Here is a 14,503-nt window from a genome sequence, read left to right as displayed (position 1 = left end):
CGCTTCCGGCACTCCTGCCCGCGGGTGAGGTCGGTGTCGCCGAGGCCGAGGGGACCGGACAGGCCTCGGCGGGGAGGGACGAACACCGAGAACAGGCTGAGTCGGACGTGTGTCAGCCGCGAAGTGATCAAATCGCCGATCTTGCGGCGCAACGGCCACTAGACTGCCTCGGCCTCCTGAACTCAACACGAAGTCATCCGATGCGGGCAACGAAGTTTTTCTGGTCGGCGGCGGTGGCCCTCTCCCTATGGGAGCTGCTGGTCGAGCCGCTCTTCGCCAAGGTGGTGCTGATCACCTGCACCAGCTCGGCACCGTTCGATTTCTTACGGCCCAGTCTGTGGGTTCTGTTCGTGAGATCTCTCGGCGAGTGGCTCGCCTGGCTTCAGCCCGTACTGCTGGCGCTGGCCGCGGTATGGGCGATCCGGTCGCTGCCCCGGACCGGTACCTTTCCGGCGGGAGCGGGTTTCGCTGACACCGCGGGGCTCGGCCGAGGTGCCTCTCCGCTCCCCGTGACGCTCGGGCTGGCGGCCGCCCTCCTGCCCTTCACGCTCGACGAGATCGGTGAGTTGCTGACTCCCCCGCCGCCCCTGGTCTGGCAGGAGTGCCTGGCCGAGCAGGTGCCGACGCCGTCCTTCGCGGTACCGCGCCTGATCCTGGACTGCCTGTTCTCTCCCGCCACCATGGTGCTGTTGGCCGGGATCGCGGGAGCGGGGGTGCGTCCGCGTCCGGCCGACGTTCGGAACGCCGTGCTCGCGGCGGCGGTCGTCGTGGCGGCAGTGGTCCTGCCCAAGGTGCTGGCAGGCCCGCCGTACAACGACGACGGCACGCCACGGTATGCGGTAGCCGGTTTGGGCCGGCCGTACGTGCTCGACGTGGAGTCCGGCGAGGCGGTGGACCTGCTGCCGCGTGCGACCCGCACCTACGACACCTACGAACTCGTCGTCCGAGACGTCAAGCCGGGCCACTACGTGGCGGCGATCGTCAGCCCATCGGGCCGCTCTTTCCGCCTGTACCGGTTGTCCATGGACGCCGACGGACAGGTCACGGTCAAAGAACGGCTGACGCCCACGCTGAAGGGCACGGTCAACGGCCTCGCGGTCTCCCCGGAGGGCCGCATCGCGTACGGGCGAACAACGGATGACGGGGCCGACTTCACCGGCACCCTGGAGCGTGAGTGGCCGGTCAGCGGCGTCAGACTGCAATGGCTCGACGCCCGCACCCTCCTGCTTCCCTCCGTCAGCAACGCCGCAGCCAGCACCGTGGCCACGATCGACGTGGAAACGGGTGCGATCCGGCAGATCCCCGCCCCGGCAGAGCATGAGTTGTACGGCGCGATCCTGCCTCTGCCCGACGGAAGGCAGCTTCGCGCGCTCGGTTGGCCGACCCGCACGCTCGTCCTGCACGAAGGAACGCGACTGGTCAAAAAGGTCCTTTCCGTGGACTGCGGCCACATCGAGTCCCTGACGCTCGCCCCGACCGGCCGCCACGTACTGGTCGGGCTCGACCGAGAGGCCGGTGAGTGGGAAAGGTCACCCCTGGCCGGCCTGCCACCGTGCGGCGGCGCACGTGCCCAACTCCTACGCGTAGATCTCGCAACGGGTGCCACCCAGGTTGTGCCCGGTGAACACGGCCCCTGGATTCACGCCTGGTGATGGGAGGAGCTCGATGGCCGGACGGACGTCCTTACGGCCGGCGACTCCGGCCGAGCACCGGAACCTGCGCTACAAGGTCGTCTCCTTCGCATAGGCGGTGGCCTGGATCGTGTAGAGGTCGGCGTACCGGCCGCCGAGCGCCATGAGCTCGTCGTGGGTGCCTGACTCGACCAGGCGGCCGCGGTGGAGGACGAGGATCAGGTCGGCGCCGGTGACCGTGGAGAAGCGGTGGGAGACGATCACGGTGACGGCGCCGGTGGCGCGGCTGAGGGTACGGGCTCTCGCCATGTAGCGCTCGAAGATGGCCTGCTCGCTGGGGGCGTCGAGGGACGCGGTCGGCTCGTCGAGGACGAAGAGCAGAGGGTTGTCGCGCATCGATGCCCGGGCGAGGGCGGTGCGCTGCCACTGGCCCTCGGAGAGGTCGACGCCGCCCAGTTCGGTGCCGAGGCGGGTGTCGAGGCCGTCGGGGAGCGCGGCGACGAGGTCCTGGGCGTCGGCCTCGCGTACGGCGCGCTCGATGCGGGTGCGGTCGGTCAGGTGGGGTAGGTCGCCGAGGCCGACCGTCTCGGCGAAGGTGGTGTGGAAGCGGCCGAAGTCCTGGAAGGCCGCGCTGGTACGGGCGCGCCAACCATGCGTGGACAGGTCGTTCAGGTCGATGCAGTCGACCAGGATGCGGCCCGAGTCCTGGCGGTAGAGCTTGGTGAGCAGCTTGACCAGGGTGGTCTTGCCTGAGCCGTACTCGCCGACGATGGCCACCACGGCGCCGGCGGGGAGGGTGGCGCTGATGTCGCGCAGCGCGGGGCGGTCGGTGCCGGGGTAGGTGTGGCTCACCGACTCCAGGACGATGCCGGTGCGCAGGGTCGGGGGTGGTTCGATCGTGCCGGAGGCGATGGCCCGCTGGGTGGCGGCGTAGTCGCGTAGCCAGAGGAAGGAATCGAGCAGGCGGGCCGCGCCCGCGGTCTCGGTGGTGCTGGTGACCGTGCTCTGCACGGTCTGGCGCAGGGTGGCGGCGACGGTGACGGCGAGGACGAGGTCGCCGACGGTTCCCTCGCCCTGTGCCGTGCGGTAGGCGACGAGGGCGAGGCCGCCGATGAAGCCGGTGACGAACACCAGCCAGCCGGCGAACCTCCAGGTCGCGGCCACCGCGTGGGCGCGTACCCGGCGTCCCGTCGCCCGCTGCCAGGCCTCCGCCTGCCGCCGTACCAGCTCGGGGCCGGCCCCGGCGACGCGGATCTCCTTGCCGCTCGCCGCGCCGACCGCGAGGTCGGCGAGGTGCTGTTCGAGGCGGAGGTCCTCGGCCGTTTCGAGCTCGACCCGCCGGACCACGCGCTGCCCTCGGTGGTCACACCAGACGGGCGCGGCCGCGAACAGCAGGAGCGGCAGCAGCCACGGGCTCACCGTGCCGAGCAGCAGCAGCGTCACGACGAGCTTGGCGGCGTTCGCGACGGCCATGATCGCGTTCCAGAGGCCGGCCACGATCCGGCCCGGCGAGGCGCGGACGAGGGCGACCCGGTCGAGGAAGTCCGAGCGCTCGAGGTGCTCGATGCCGTCGAGGCCGGCGATGTCGCGGTACACCTTCGGGTGCAGGTCGAGGCGGCCGATCCGGTCGACGACGGTGCTGCGCAGCAGCCCCGAGACGTCCTGCAGCACGAGGTACGCGGCGTAGGCGACGGCGGCGACGGCCGCGGCGGTCACCGCACCGGGTGCCTCGCCCGCGACCATGGCGTCCACGGTGGCGCGCAGCGCCGGCGCGCACACGGCCATCGCGACCACGTTGCCGACGATGACGGCCAGGGCCGCTGCGGTGAGCAGGGGGCGCCGTCGCAACGACAGCAGGAAGAGCTCGGCCCACAGGCCCAGGTAGCGCCTCACCGCGGCGTCACCTCCTCGATACGGTCGTCGTGGCCGCGGCGGAAACGCTCGGCCTGGATGGCGAACATCTCGGCGTAGGTGCCGCCGAGCGCCATCAGCTCGTCGTGGGTGCCGGACTCGGTGATGCGGCCGCCGTCGAGCAGCACGATGCGGTCGGCCTGCCGTACGGTGGACAGCCGGTGCGAGATGAGCACCACGCTGGTCTCGCCGCGGTTGGCGGCCAGCCGGTTGAACACCTCGAACTCGGTGCGTACGTCGAGGTGCGCGGTCGGCTCGTCGAGCACGAGCAGGCGGGCGCCGCGCCGTACCGCGTAGAGGGCGCGGGCGAGGACGACCTGCTGCCACTGGCCGCCGGAGAGGTCCACGCCGCCGGTGCGGGAGCGGGACAGCGGGGTGTCCCAGCCGTCGGGGAGGCGGTCGAGCACGTCCGCCAGGCCCGCGCTCGCCGCCGCGGCGTCGATCAGGCGCTGGTCGGGAGGCAGGTGTGCCTGGCCGAGGGCCACGTTGTCGCGTGCGGTGAGCCGGTAGCGGACGAAGTCCTGGAAGACGATGGACAGCTTGGCGCGCCACAGGTCGGGGTCGAGCCGGGCGAGGTCGACGCCGTCGACCGTGATGCGTCCTGACCGCGGCCGGTACAGCCCGGCGAGCAGCTTGATCAGGGTTGACTTGCCTGCCCCGTTGAGGCCGACGATCGCCAGGAGCTCGCCCGGGCGGATCTCGAGGTCGAGGTCGCGCAGTACGGCACGGCCGGTGGTGGGATAGCCGAAGCTCACCTTCTCGAACCGCACCAGGGGCGCCGGGCCGGGCGAATCGGGCGGCGGGAGTTCGCCGCGGGTGGCGGGGGCGCGTTCGGCCAGCGCGGCACGCAGCTCGTCGGTCGCCTTGAGCACCCGGATGCCGCTCGCGATGTCGTACATGTCGGAGCTCGGCCCGAGCACGAGGAACAGCGACCAGCCGGCGGTGAGGACCGCCGTGGCGACGGCGACCGTGGCCCGTCCGTCGGCCGTGCTCACCGCGACGGCCACGTACGCGGGCACGAGCCCGGCGGCCACGATCAGCGCGTGCCGCCACGACCGGCGGAGCATGCGGTCGACGTGCCGCCACAGCCCGTGGTTCGCCTGCCGGATGTGGTCCTGCATGCGGTCCACCATCCAGTCGGCGAACCCGAAGACGCGCACGTCCTTGCCCTCGGCCGGGGAGACGGCCGCGTTCCGCCACACGTCGGCGTGCAGCTCGCCCTCGGTGGCCTCGCGCCAGTGCCCGATGAGCCGCAGGTTGTCCCTGGTACGGATCATCCGGTTGGCCGCGGCGGGCAGCAGGACGAGCGGGACGAGCCACCAGGAGAGGCTCGCCAGGACCGCGCAGGCCGCCGCCGCGCCGACGAGCCGGGCGGCCCAGCGGAGCTGGGCGAGCGCCCCGTCGGCGGGTGTGCGGTCGTAGCCGCGGCTGCGGTCGGCGAGCGCCTGCCGTACCAGGACCTGCACCTTCGGGTCCTCGACCGCCGCGATCGTGTCGGTGGCCGCGACGAGGCGGGTCACCTCGGTGCGGTGCCGCCCGTCGATGCGGGCGGCGGCGAGCTGCTCCAGCGGCGTCACGACGGCCTCGGCGAGGTGACCGAGTACGAGCACGGCGGCGAACACGGCGAGCGGCACGATCGCGACGGCGAACACGTCCCTCGTGCCCTGCTCCGCCGCCTCGCCAAGCTCCCCCACGAGAAACGCCAGCGCCGCCGCCGTGGCGGCAGGGATCATGCTCTGGATCAGCAGGGCGGCCGTGAGCAGGGCCAGCGGCAGCGGCCGGGCCGCCGCCAGGACCCGTACCAGCCGCATCCGGTCCGCGATGTCGCGCACGTTTCTCCGCGTTGTTCTCCGTACCGGCGATTGGTCTCGCGACTCCGGCCGCCGCACGTTGCTACCACCCCCGGGCAACTCCGTGCGGTGGTCACCGGTTCGCGATCAACAGTCGTTCTGACGCCGACGTGAACGTGAAGGTTCGGTCCCCGCCGGTGGAAAGGATTCATCGCTCGACGGAAAGTGTGGCACGCGGAGGACGAGAGATATTTGAGGCGAAGGAATACAGTCCCTAACCGGGAGAGCCCGCCACTCGAGGGCCTGCTGCCCGCAGCTGAGCTGGAACAGGAGCTGATCACCGCGGGAAGGATCACCGGGCGGTTCCTCGGCCGCGACCGGTCGCCACAAGCGGGACTTTGTGCACCCGGCCCGCACGCGGACCCGTTCGCAAACCGCTTCTACGGACCCACCCCCGTCACCTGCGGTCTGACGACCACACGGCCCGGCGACCATTCCGGTTCACCGGGCCGACGCGGCCATCAGGAACGGCCCCCGAGCCGGTCCTCGATGAGTTCCTGGAAAGACCTGTAACGCGTGGCGCCGGGCAGCCATGGCGCGAGATGCCAGGCCTCCCACTCGCCTTCAGGGGTTTTGACGTGGGGGTTGAGGAGGACGACTCCGTCGTCCCAGTACCCGATCAGCAGGGTGTCGGATACGTACTCCCTTCTCAAATGGATCGGGTCCTGCTCGGGTCCATAAACGAAGTAGAGTTCGTCCGGCACGCTCCACGAGTCCCCGCTCCTGGGTTCTGACCAGCTCTCGGCGACCGAGGGATCGATATCGCGCAGCCAGCCGACCTCCTCGATACCCAGCAGGCGGCTGTCCTCCTCGTCGTTACCCAACCCGTTGGAGGACAGGAGGAACCGTCGGTAACTCGGCGGCAGTTCCGTGCCCAATCGCGCTTCGTGCCGGGCGATTTCAGCCTCTGTGGCCGGGGGCGGCAGACCGCTGTCAGCGTTTAACGCCGAGCGATCGGCATCCCCGGCCACCTGATGGCTTGCAGGGGAAAGTTCAGACCGTTCGTTTCGGGTGCTCATGCTCATAGAGTGACGAAGATATCCCGTCTCGAGTGGCCGCCGCATTCGCGGCATAAGCGGCGCCACGGGCGGATGTTCGTGGCATGAGGGCGGCAGCGCCGACCTGGGCGAGCCGACCTCCTTCGACGTCGCCGACGGTCAGGCCGCCGCGGTCTGCGCGTGCCCGAGGACGTCTTCGTGGTCGGCGTCGACGACTCCGCGCTGGCGGCCTTCGCCGTCCCGGCCCTCACCATCGGCGCCGCGGCCGCCCCTGCGGCGAGCCGCTCTTCGACCCCCGAGCCGTGGAGGTGCGCTCGACCGCGAGGGATTGGCCAACATGCTGACGATGTCAGTCCTTGGCGGCGAGCGGCCGCTCGGCGCTGCCGTACGTGGAGGCGCGGAACAGGAAGGACGCCCAGGAGCGGTACGGGCGCCAGGCGTCGGCGAGTTTGCGGTACGCCGATGGCGGAGCGTCCTCGGGCAGGCCGTACGCCTCGCGGAGCAGGGCGAACAGGCGGGGCTCGTCGCCGGGGAAGGCGTCGGGGGCGCCCGCGCCGCGGATGAGGATGAGGCCGGCGGAGAACGGGCCGACGCCGGGGAGGGTGCGCAGCTCGGCCAGCGCGTCGGAGGGGTCGAGGGAGCGCAGGTACTCGGTGGTGAGCAGGCCGTCGAGGGCGGCGCGGGCCAGGCCGCGGATCCACTCCTCCTTCTGCGCGGGCAGGCCGAGGCCGCCGGCGTTCAGCAGGGTGTGGGGTGGTGGGAAGGCGGCGTACTCGCGGCCGTCGATGGTCACGGTCGCGCCGTGGCGTTCGGCGATGCGCTGCTTGAGGCGGGAGGCGATCACCATGGAGGAGCGCTGGACGATCACCGCCCAGCAGGCGGCCTCCCACGGGGTCCAGAAGCAGACCGGGCGCAGGCCGGGGTACGCGCGGATGAGGCCGCCGAGGACCGGGTCGGCGTCGGCGAGGGCGGGGAAGCCGGTGCCGTCCACGTCGAGGGAGAGGATGCGCGCCACCTCCGCGCGGATGCCCGGGCTCGCCGGGCGGGTGGTCGTGACGGCGACGCCGCCGGGGGCGGCGCTCACGGTCACGCCGATGGGCAGCCAGTCGGTCTCGGCGCAGTAGGCGAAGCGCAGTGACCGCCCGTCGGTGGGGAGGTGGGCGGTGACCGGCCAGTCCTCGGTGAAGCGCAGCGCGGCGCCGAGGTCGAAGGGGCCCTTCGCCGTGATCGTGAAGCCGTGCCCGGGCATACGCGTATCGTAGGTGCACCCGCGGACGGGCGATCGCGGCCGTACGGCGCCGGGGCGGCCGACCGGGGCCGGCCGTCACTTGCCGAACTGCTCGTCGATCACGTTGAGCAGCTCGACGATCATACGGCTGGCGGCGTTCGGGTCCTCGGTGAGGTTGTTGATCCGGTCGGCGAGCAGGACGAGGCTCGCCTCGAGGGCGTTCATCTCCGCTTCGAGCCACTGGCCGTACCGCCTGCGCCAGAGGGTGGGGCTGAGGCCGAGCACGCAGGCGGTGAGCATGCCGACCATGGTGGGGATGGCCTCGGGCTTCACGCTCTTGCGCATGGCGCGCAGGCCGGAGGCGACGTACGGCACGATGTACTCCATCGGGTCCTGGCCGTGCGCCTCGAGCGACTTGCGCAGCCAGTCGACGTACAGGTACATGAGCGTGCACGCCCCGTCGAGGACGTCCTGGGCGGCCTTCGGCCCGAACGACTCCAGCGTCCGCTCGACTAGATCGCACTTCTCCGGGTCCGGAGTGGGGTCCTCCCTGGCGAGTTGCGCCAGACGCGAGTCGACCAGTAGCAGAGCGGTGCCCACGTCGCCGATCGGCGCGTAGGCAGGGTCGAGGGATGCAGACATGGCGATCTCACAAGGTCGCTGTTTCCCTTACAGCCGCAAATCTTGTCACCATTCCCCCGCCCTTCGCAGAGATTTCGCCGGACTGACGAAATCAGTCGTATGACCGTAACGATTTGTCGACCGGCCGCCGGAAAATACGGGGTTGCTATCGGCGATTGATCCCGTTTTGGGGCATGCACGTAAAGTCTGGTTGTTCGCACTCTTTCAGACCGGCCACCGGCGGCGGGAGGCGCGCTCGGCGCCCGTCGCCACACGGCACGGGATTCGCGGCAGGTACGGCATCATGCCGCGCGCCGCCCATGACCTGCAGGTACCCGATGTCGCAGGAAACCCAGAGGCTTCGTCGTGCGACAACGGCACGTCTCTCCTCGCACTGCACCGACCGTAACCGCAACTGCATATCCGCAATTGAAAATGAACAGGTGACCGCCCGACCGTAAGGTGCGGCATCGCCGGTCGCATAAGCGCGAGCTCCGCGTTGCGGAGACTCGAGGAGCCACCATCCATCGATGGACGGGCTCGTGTACCGGAGAACTCAATGGCACCGATCAGTCATTTATCTCCCCAGTCGATCATGAATACGACGGATCACCATAAACGCCGGGTATCGCGGTCGCGCGGGGAAGCCCATCGCCGCCCGTTGCGCGCATGATCCCGCCGGGCCACCGTCCCCGGTCACGCGCCGCTCGTGCGGCCGGCCCTGCCAGCGCCCACGGACCGTAGCGGCGCGACGGTCTCCGCCGCAGGTGCCCGGATCGCCCTCGCATCGGCACGCTTCATGGCTCTTGACAGTCCTGCATACCGGCCATCGATGTCACCCGTGCGGCTTCACCCGGAGCGCTCCGCGAACGGAGGCCATGGCGGACCGCAGCCGACCTCGCACGATCGGGGCTCTCGGCGGAGCACGGGCGGGAACGTGCGTTCAGGCGTGATCGGATTCGAGAAGGCATGCCGGGTATAGCGCGATGTGTCTGGCAGTCGGAGCACCTGGCTCACGCGATCGGGCCGGCGGAATCCGCGGCAAGCCGCCTTGCTCCTGATCGGGCACAGGCGGGCATCGCTGGTGAGGGACGGACGGCCGGACGGGGGTGGGCGATGGCGGCGATCAATGGGCCGCGCCGTACGAGGGCCGCACCCCGCTCTGGCACGCCGCCGGAGCGGCCGCGGATCCTTGTGCTGCGCCCGGACCACCTGGGCGACGTGCTGGTGACCCTGCCGGCGGTGGCCGCGCTGCGGGCCGCGGCACCGGCCGCGGTCGTGACGTACGCGGCGCCGCCCGCCGCGGCGGAGGCCTGCCGCCGCTGCCCGCATCTGGATCGCGTGGTGTCGATCGCGTTCCCGCCGCCGGGTCGTCCCTGGGGCGCCTTCGCCGAGGCCGAGCTGCGTGCCGCGGTGGCGGCGCTGGGCGGGCCGTACGACCTCGCGGTGCTGCCCCGCCCCGACGATCCGGCGTCGGGAATGCTCTGCGCGACCGCAGGTGTCCCCGTCCGGGTCGGGTTCGCGACGCCGCAGGCCCTGCCGTTCCTCACCCGCTCGGTCCCGCCGCCGGCGCCTGACCTGCCGGTCGCCGAGGCCACCCGCAGGCTGCTGGCCGCAGGGCTGGCCGCGCTGGGCGTGCCATCGGCACTGCCACCGCTGCCCGCCCGCGACGGCACGATCGTCCCGACCGCCGCCGATCGCGCCGAAACGGCCGCCGTACTGGCCGAGGTGGGCGTACCCGGCCCCGAGGTCGTGCTGCACCCGGGCTCGGGCTGGCCGGTGAAGAACTGGCCGCCGGCCCGCTGGGGACGCGTGGCGCGGCTGCTGCGCGATCGTCTCGGCTCTCCCGTCCTGGTCGCGGGCACCGCGCGGGAAGGCCCGCTGGTCGAGCAGGCCGTACGCGCGAGCGACGGCGCGGCCGTGGGCATCGCCGGGCGGCTGTCGGTCGGCGGTCTCGCCGCCCTGCACGCATGCGCCCGCGTCGTGGCAGGCGTCGACAGCGGGGCCCTGCACCTGGCCGCCGCCGTGGGGACCCCGACCGTCGGCCTCTACGGTCCCGGAAACCCGGCGTTCGCCCCACCCCTCCCCCGGCACCGCGTGGTACGGCTCGGCCTCGCGTGCAGTCCGTGCGGTCGGCTCGAGGCCCCGCCGTGCGGTCGGCTCCTGCACCCGGCGTGCGTGACCGGGATTCCGGCCGGCGCGATCGCCGAGGGCGTGCTCGCGGCGCTCGGCTGACCCGGCCCGCCCCCTACCGGCATCAACCGCGGACACGAGGCGGGCCTTCCCGGGCGAGGGCTAGGCGGGGCGGCCTCGGGTAGGCGGGTCGCATGCTGAGACGCGCGATCTGGCAAGGAGTCCTGGCCGGGCTGGCAGGTACGGCGGTGATGACGGCGACCGAGAAGATCGAGCAGCGTCGCACGGGCCGCCCGGACTCGTACGTGCCCGCCCAGGTGCTCGCACGCTTGACCGGCCTGCCGGAACGCCGGGGACGGCCGCGTTCGCTCAACCTCGCCATGCACTACGGGCAGGGGGCGCTGCTCGGCGTGCTCCGCAGCGTCATGGCCCAGGCCGGGCTACGCGGGTTGTGGTCCTCGGCGATGTTCACGGCCGTCCGGCTCACCAGTGACCAGGTCCTGGAGAACGCCACCGGGGTGGGCGCCCCGCCGCAGACGTGGCCGCGCGGCGAACTCGCCACCGACCTGTTCCACAAGTCCGTGTACGGCTTCGCCACCGGTGCCGTCGCCGACCTGCTCGCCGCCCGCGACGGGCCCGGCCCCGGCCAACGGCACGCCGCCCGCCTGCCCGGGCGCCACCACGACGTGGCCCCCGCTCCCCGCCGGTCACCCATGCCGGCCGGGTCCTGAGGCGATCGCATCGGCGAGGCTGCACGCGAGCGGGGTGCACGCCTTGTGCGGCGTGGCCGGAGAGCCGGGGAGCACCGGCTCAGGCACGCTGCGGGGCGGGCTGCACGGTCACCTGGTGGCCGACGTCGTCCTCCTCGGCGGCGGCGAGCACCGCATCGAGCAGGCCGGGGAAGCGCGCCTGCAGGTCCTCGCGCCGCAGCGTCACGTAGCAGCGGGTGCCCTCCTGCCGGGTCCGGGTGAGCCCGGCGTCCCGCAGCACGCGCAGGTGGTGGCTGAGGGTGGACTTCGCCACCGGAGCCCGCAGCTCGCCCCAGCCGCGTTCCCGGCCGTCGGCGAGCACCCGCACGATCCCGACGCGGATCGGGTCACTGAGGGCGGCCATCACCCCGGTCAGCGTGATCTCGCCGACCTCGGGGTGGTGTGCCTCGCGCATGACCCAATGGTAGTTTGTTCGATGTTTGACGAACATCGAACGAAAGGAGCCGCAGTTGACCTCCCCCACCGGACCGCTACGTGACCGGGTCGCGATCGTGACCGGCGCCGGATCCGGCATCGGCCGCGCCACCGCACTCGCCTTCGCCCGCGCCGGCGCGCACGTGCTCGCCGTGGGCCGCCGCGCCGAGGCCCTGGAGCGGACCGCCGCCGCCCACCCGGGCATCGCCGTCTTCCCCGCGGACATCACCGCCGACGGCGCACCGCAGGCGGTGGTCGCCGCGGCGGCCGACCGCTGGGGAGGCGTCGATGTCCTGGTCAACAACGCCGGGGCCACCGCCGTCATGCCGCTCGCCGAGACCGACCCCGGCCGCGTCGCCGGCCTGTTCGCGCTCAACGTCACCGCGCCGATCCTGCTCGCCAAGGCCGCCCTGCCGTACCTGCGGGAACGCCGCGGCGCGATCGTCAACGTCTCCAGCACGTACGGCCATCGGCCGCTGCCCGGCGGCGCCCCCTATGCCGCCTCCAAGGGCGCCCTGGAGCAGCTCACCCGGAGCTGGGCACTGGAGCTCGCCCCGGACGGCATCCGCGTCAACGCCGTCGCGCCCGGCCCCACCGAGTCCGAGGCGCTCGCCGCCGCCGGGCTGCCCGACGCGGTCATCGAGCAGATCAAGCAGGACGAGATCGCCCGCATCCCCCTCGGCCGCCGCGGCGCCCCCGAGGAGGTCGCCGCCTGGATCGTCCACCTCGCCGACCCCGCCGCCACCTGGATCACCGGCCAGATCCTCACCGTCGACGGCGGCCTCGAGCTCAGCTGACGCGAGGCCCGGTCAGCCCTGCCCGCCGCGCCGCCGCGGACATGCCGCCCGACCGTGCAGGACGTCCGGCCAAGCGCCGTGACTCCACCGCTCGCCAGGCCGGCGATCCGCCGTACGGCGGGCGGACGAGGCACGCAATGCACCTGGCCGTAGCGCACTCGGCGAGGCGGCTCCCTGCACGAGGCAGAGCCGTCGGCCTCCGGTACGGCCGCCCCACCTGCGCCACCGGGAGCGACCCGCCCCGCCCTCGAGGCGCGCCCGGTGATCGTGGCGATCCCGCCCCTGAGGCGGGTTCGGCCTCCGCCGTCGGCGAAGCGCCCGGCCGCCCACTTCCCGCCGGAGATCGGCGGTCATGTGCTCTCCTACGCCCCCGGTCCACGGAGCACGGCGCCGGCGCACCAGGCGCGTCCGGCGTACCACGGCATGCCCGGCCGCCGGCCGGCGTCACGTGCCTCGGCCCCATCGGCGCCGCCGGGCCCGCGACGGCACCGCCGGCCGGGCCGAGCCACGCGTGAGACGGCGCCCGGCGCCGCGTGATCGCTCCGGCGAGCCGGACGTTCTTCACACGAAGATAACGTGATCTATCACGATTCGGACGCGAACCCTTGTGATGTTCTTTGTGATCCACCTAACATCACGCAACATCTCGTGATTAGGCGGGGGATTTCTCACAAGTCGCTCCACGTCCGGGAGGACGCACATGAACCGACCCCTCCAGATGTCCCGCCGCGCCCTGCTGCGCGGATTCGGCGTCGGCGCCGCCGGCGCCCTCGCCTACGCCGCGCTCGGTGCCTGCGGCTCCGACGGCGGCAACGCCCCGGCCGCGGGCGGCGACCCGTGGAAGCGCTTCCAGGGCACGACGATCAACTTCATCTCGGAGAACACCGCGCCCTCGGCGGCGATCGCGGCGAACACCAAGCCGTTCGAGGAACTCACCGGCATCAAGGTCAACATCCAGCAGATGGAGCTGACCAAGCTGGTGGAGAACGTCTCCCTCGACCTCTCCAGCGGCACCGCCGGCTACCACGTCATCTACGCCGACCCCTACCAGGTGCTCGCCCCCTTCTCCGACGGCCTGGTCGATCTCAACGAGTTCATCGGCAACGACGAGTTCCCGCAGCCGCCGCTCGGCCTGGAGGACTTCATCCCCAGCCAGCTCGAGGCCGCCGGCCGGTTCCTCGACGGCCAGAAGCTGTTCGCCCTGCCGTACGACACCCCGACGATGATCTGGCAGTACCGGGCCGACCTGTTCGAGAAGTACCACGACAGGATGGCCGACGACCTCGGCTTCGACCCGACGCCGTCGATCAACATCACCTGGGAGCAGTACTTCCAGATCGCCGACTGGTTCAACAAGAACGCCAAGGACGACGTGCCGTACGGCACCGGCCACCAGGCCAAGCAGCACGACTCGCTGCAGTGTGACTTCTCCAACGTGCTGTGGGCCTACGGCGGCGACTACTTCGCGGGCGGCCAGCAGCTCGGCACGCTCGGCACCAAGGAGCCCGGCAAGTCCACGCTGGCGAGCGACGCGGGGATCGCCGCCGCCGAGTTCTACGCCAAGCTGCTCGGCATCGCCCACCCGGGCTCGCGTACCTGGGACTGGGACGGCGTGGGCAGCGCCTTCCAGTCCGGGCAGATCGCCATGTGCCCGAACTGGCACGAGTTCGCCGCCGGGAACGAGAAGGCGCTGCCGGGCAAGGTCGGCTACGCGCCGCTGCCGAAGGGCCCGGCCCGCTCGGCGAACATCTGGGGCGGCACCGGCATCGGCATCAACGCCAACTGCTCGGAGGCCGAGCGCGGCGCGGCGTGGCTGTTCGTCAACTGGGCCACCTCGCCGGACACCCAGTTCATGTGCCTTGCCAGCGAGGTCGGCGGCGGCACGCCCACCCGTACCTCCGTCTACCAGCGTCCCGAGGTGGAGGAGGCGAAGAAGCGGCCGTCGAAGCTGCCGAACATCCTCACCGCGGACGCCGTCAACGAGGCCTGGAAGCAGGAGAACATCGGCCTGCGGCCCAAGGTCGCCACCTGGAACGAGCTCGACACCGCGCTGTTCACCGAGCTGTCCCGCATGATCGCGGGCGAGGTGAAGCCGGACGCGGCGATGCGCACCGTGGCCCGGAAGTTCGACGAGATCAACAAGGTGTGAT

At 71.8% G+C, this 14,503-nt stretch carries 11 protein-coding genes and 1 pseudogene; 6 read left to right on the top strand and 6 right to left on the bottom strand.

Going from position 1 to position 14,503, the window contains the following annotated elements; all coding sequences use genetic code 11:
* Positions 1-200 precede the first annotated feature (200 nt).
* Positions 201-1,652: a hypothetical protein gene (locus tag FHX40_RS08750; protein ID WP_142259143.1), complete on the top strand. Its 1,452-nt coding sequence runs from the start codon at positions 201-203 to the stop codon at positions 1,650-1,652.
* Between the two features lie 69 nt (positions 1,653-1,721).
* Here the strand turns inward: FHX40_RS08750 and FHX40_RS08745 are convergent, their stop codons facing one another.
* From FHX40_RS08745 to FHX40_RS08735, 3 genes are all read right to left on the bottom strand, one after another.
* On the bottom strand, positions 1,722-3,524 hold the full coding sequence (locus tag FHX40_RS08745) for an ABC transporter ATP-binding protein (protein WP_142259142.1): 1,803 nt from the start codon (positions 3,522-3,524) through the stop codon (positions 1,722-1,724).
* Positions 3,521-5,374 (bottom strand): ABC transporter ATP-binding protein, encoded by a 1,854-nt coding sequence (locus FHX40_RS08740; protein ID WP_229789134.1) that lies wholly within the window; start codon positions 5,372-5,374, stop codon positions 3,521-3,523. Before FHX40_RS08740 ends, FHX40_RS08745 begins: the two co-directional genes overlap by 4 nt.
* Before the next feature lie 479 nt (positions 5,375-5,853).
* Positions 5,854-6,411, bottom strand: coding sequence for an SMI1/KNR4 family protein (locus FHX40_RS08735; RefSeq protein ID WP_170198772.1), 558 nt, complete (start codon positions 6,409-6,411; stop codon positions 5,854-5,856).
* A gap of 153 nt (positions 6,412-6,564) precedes the next feature.
* Between FHX40_RS08735 and FHX40_RS26250 the strand changes: the two are divergent.
* Positions 6,565-6,630: pseudogene (locus tag FHX40_RS26250) on the top strand (hypothetical protein); the annotation flags it as partial.
* 109 nt (positions 6,631-6,739) lie between these two features.
* Here the strand turns inward: FHX40_RS26250 and FHX40_RS25750 are convergent.
* A complete protein-coding gene (locus FHX40_RS25750; protein ID WP_142259140.1) occupies positions 6,740-7,639 on the bottom strand; it encodes a DNA-3-methyladenine glycosylase family protein in 900 nt (299 codons plus the stop codon).
* A 75-nt stretch (positions 7,640-7,714) separates the two neighbouring features.
* Complete coding sequence (locus FHX40_RS08720) at positions 7,715-8,260, bottom strand: hypothetical protein (protein ID WP_142259139.1); 546 nt, start codon at positions 8,258-8,260, stop codon at positions 7,715-7,717.
* Positions 8,261-9,433: 1,173 nt separating this feature from the next.
* Here FHX40_RS08720 and FHX40_RS08715 point away from each other — a divergent pair.
* Both FHX40_RS08715 and FHX40_RS08710 read left to right on the top strand, forming a co-directional pair.
* Positions 9,434-10,474 (top strand): glycosyltransferase family 9 protein, encoded by a 1,041-nt coding sequence (locus FHX40_RS08715; RefSeq protein WP_170198771.1) that lies wholly within the window; start codon positions 9,434-9,436, stop codon positions 10,472-10,474.
* A 92-nt stretch (positions 10,475-10,566) separates the two neighbouring features.
* Positions 10,567-11,103 (top strand): hypothetical protein, encoded by a 537-nt coding sequence (locus tag FHX40_RS08710; protein WP_142259137.1) that lies wholly within the window; start codon positions 10,567-10,569, stop codon positions 11,101-11,103.
* 79 nt (positions 11,104-11,182) lie between these two features.
* Here FHX40_RS08710 and FHX40_RS08705 read toward each other — a convergent pair whose 3' ends face one another.
* Positions 11,183-11,536 (bottom strand): ArsR/SmtB family transcription factor, encoded by a 354-nt coding sequence (locus FHX40_RS08705; RefSeq protein WP_142259136.1) that lies wholly within the window; start codon positions 11,534-11,536, stop codon positions 11,183-11,185.
* 55 nt (positions 11,537-11,591) lie between these two features.
* On the opposite strand from FHX40_RS08705, the gene FHX40_RS08700 reads away from it, so the two are divergent.
* Positions 11,592-12,353, top strand: coding sequence for an SDR family NAD(P)-dependent oxidoreductase (locus FHX40_RS08700; RefSeq protein WP_142259135.1), 762 nt, complete (start codon positions 11,592-11,594; stop codon positions 12,351-12,353).
* A gap of 700 nt (positions 12,354-13,053) precedes the next feature.
* A complete protein-coding gene (locus FHX40_RS08695) occupies positions 13,054-14,502 on the top strand; it encodes an extracellular solute-binding protein (RefSeq protein WP_142259134.1) in 1,449 nt (482 codons plus the stop codon).
* Position 14,503: the final 1 nt, after the last annotated feature.

Origin of the sequence: Thermopolyspora flexuosa, from assembly GCF_006716785.1 — a bacterium.
Classification (GTDB): domain Bacteria; phylum Actinomycetota; class Actinomycetes; order Streptosporangiales; family Streptosporangiaceae; genus Thermopolyspora; species Thermopolyspora flexuosa.
Note: the sequence above shows the minus strand (reverse complement) of the source record. Positions and strands in the feature narration are given on the sequence as shown.

Excerpts from the sequence above, each read along its gene's own strand:
- FHX40_RS08750 (WP_142259143.1), top strand. The coding sequence starts at position 201 with ATGCGGGCAACGAAGTTTTTCTGGTCGGCGGCGGTGGCCCTCTCCCTA.
- FHX40_RS08735 (WP_170198772.1), bottom strand. The coding sequence starts at position 6,411 with ATGAGCACCCGAAACGAACGGTCTGAACTTTCCCCTGCAAGCCATCAG.
- FHX40_RS25750 (WP_142259140.1), bottom strand. The coding sequence starts at position 7,639 with ATGCCCGGGCACGGCTTCACGATCACGGCGAAGGGCCCCTTCGACCTC.
- FHX40_RS08720 (WP_142259139.1), bottom strand. The coding sequence starts at position 8,260 with ATGTCTGCATCCCTCGACCCTGCCTACGCGCCGATCGGCGACGTGGGC.
- FHX40_RS08710 (WP_142259137.1), top strand. The coding sequence starts at position 10,567 with ATGCTGAGACGCGCGATCTGGCAAGGAGTCCTGGCCGGGCTGGCAGGT.
- FHX40_RS08705 (WP_142259136.1), bottom strand. The coding sequence starts at position 11,536 with ATGCGCGAGGCACACCACCCCGAGGTCGGCGAGATCACGCTGACCGGG.
- FHX40_RS08695 (WP_142259134.1), top strand. The coding sequence starts at position 13,054 with ATGAACCGACCCCTCCAGATGTCCCGCCGCGCCCTGCTGCGCGGATTC.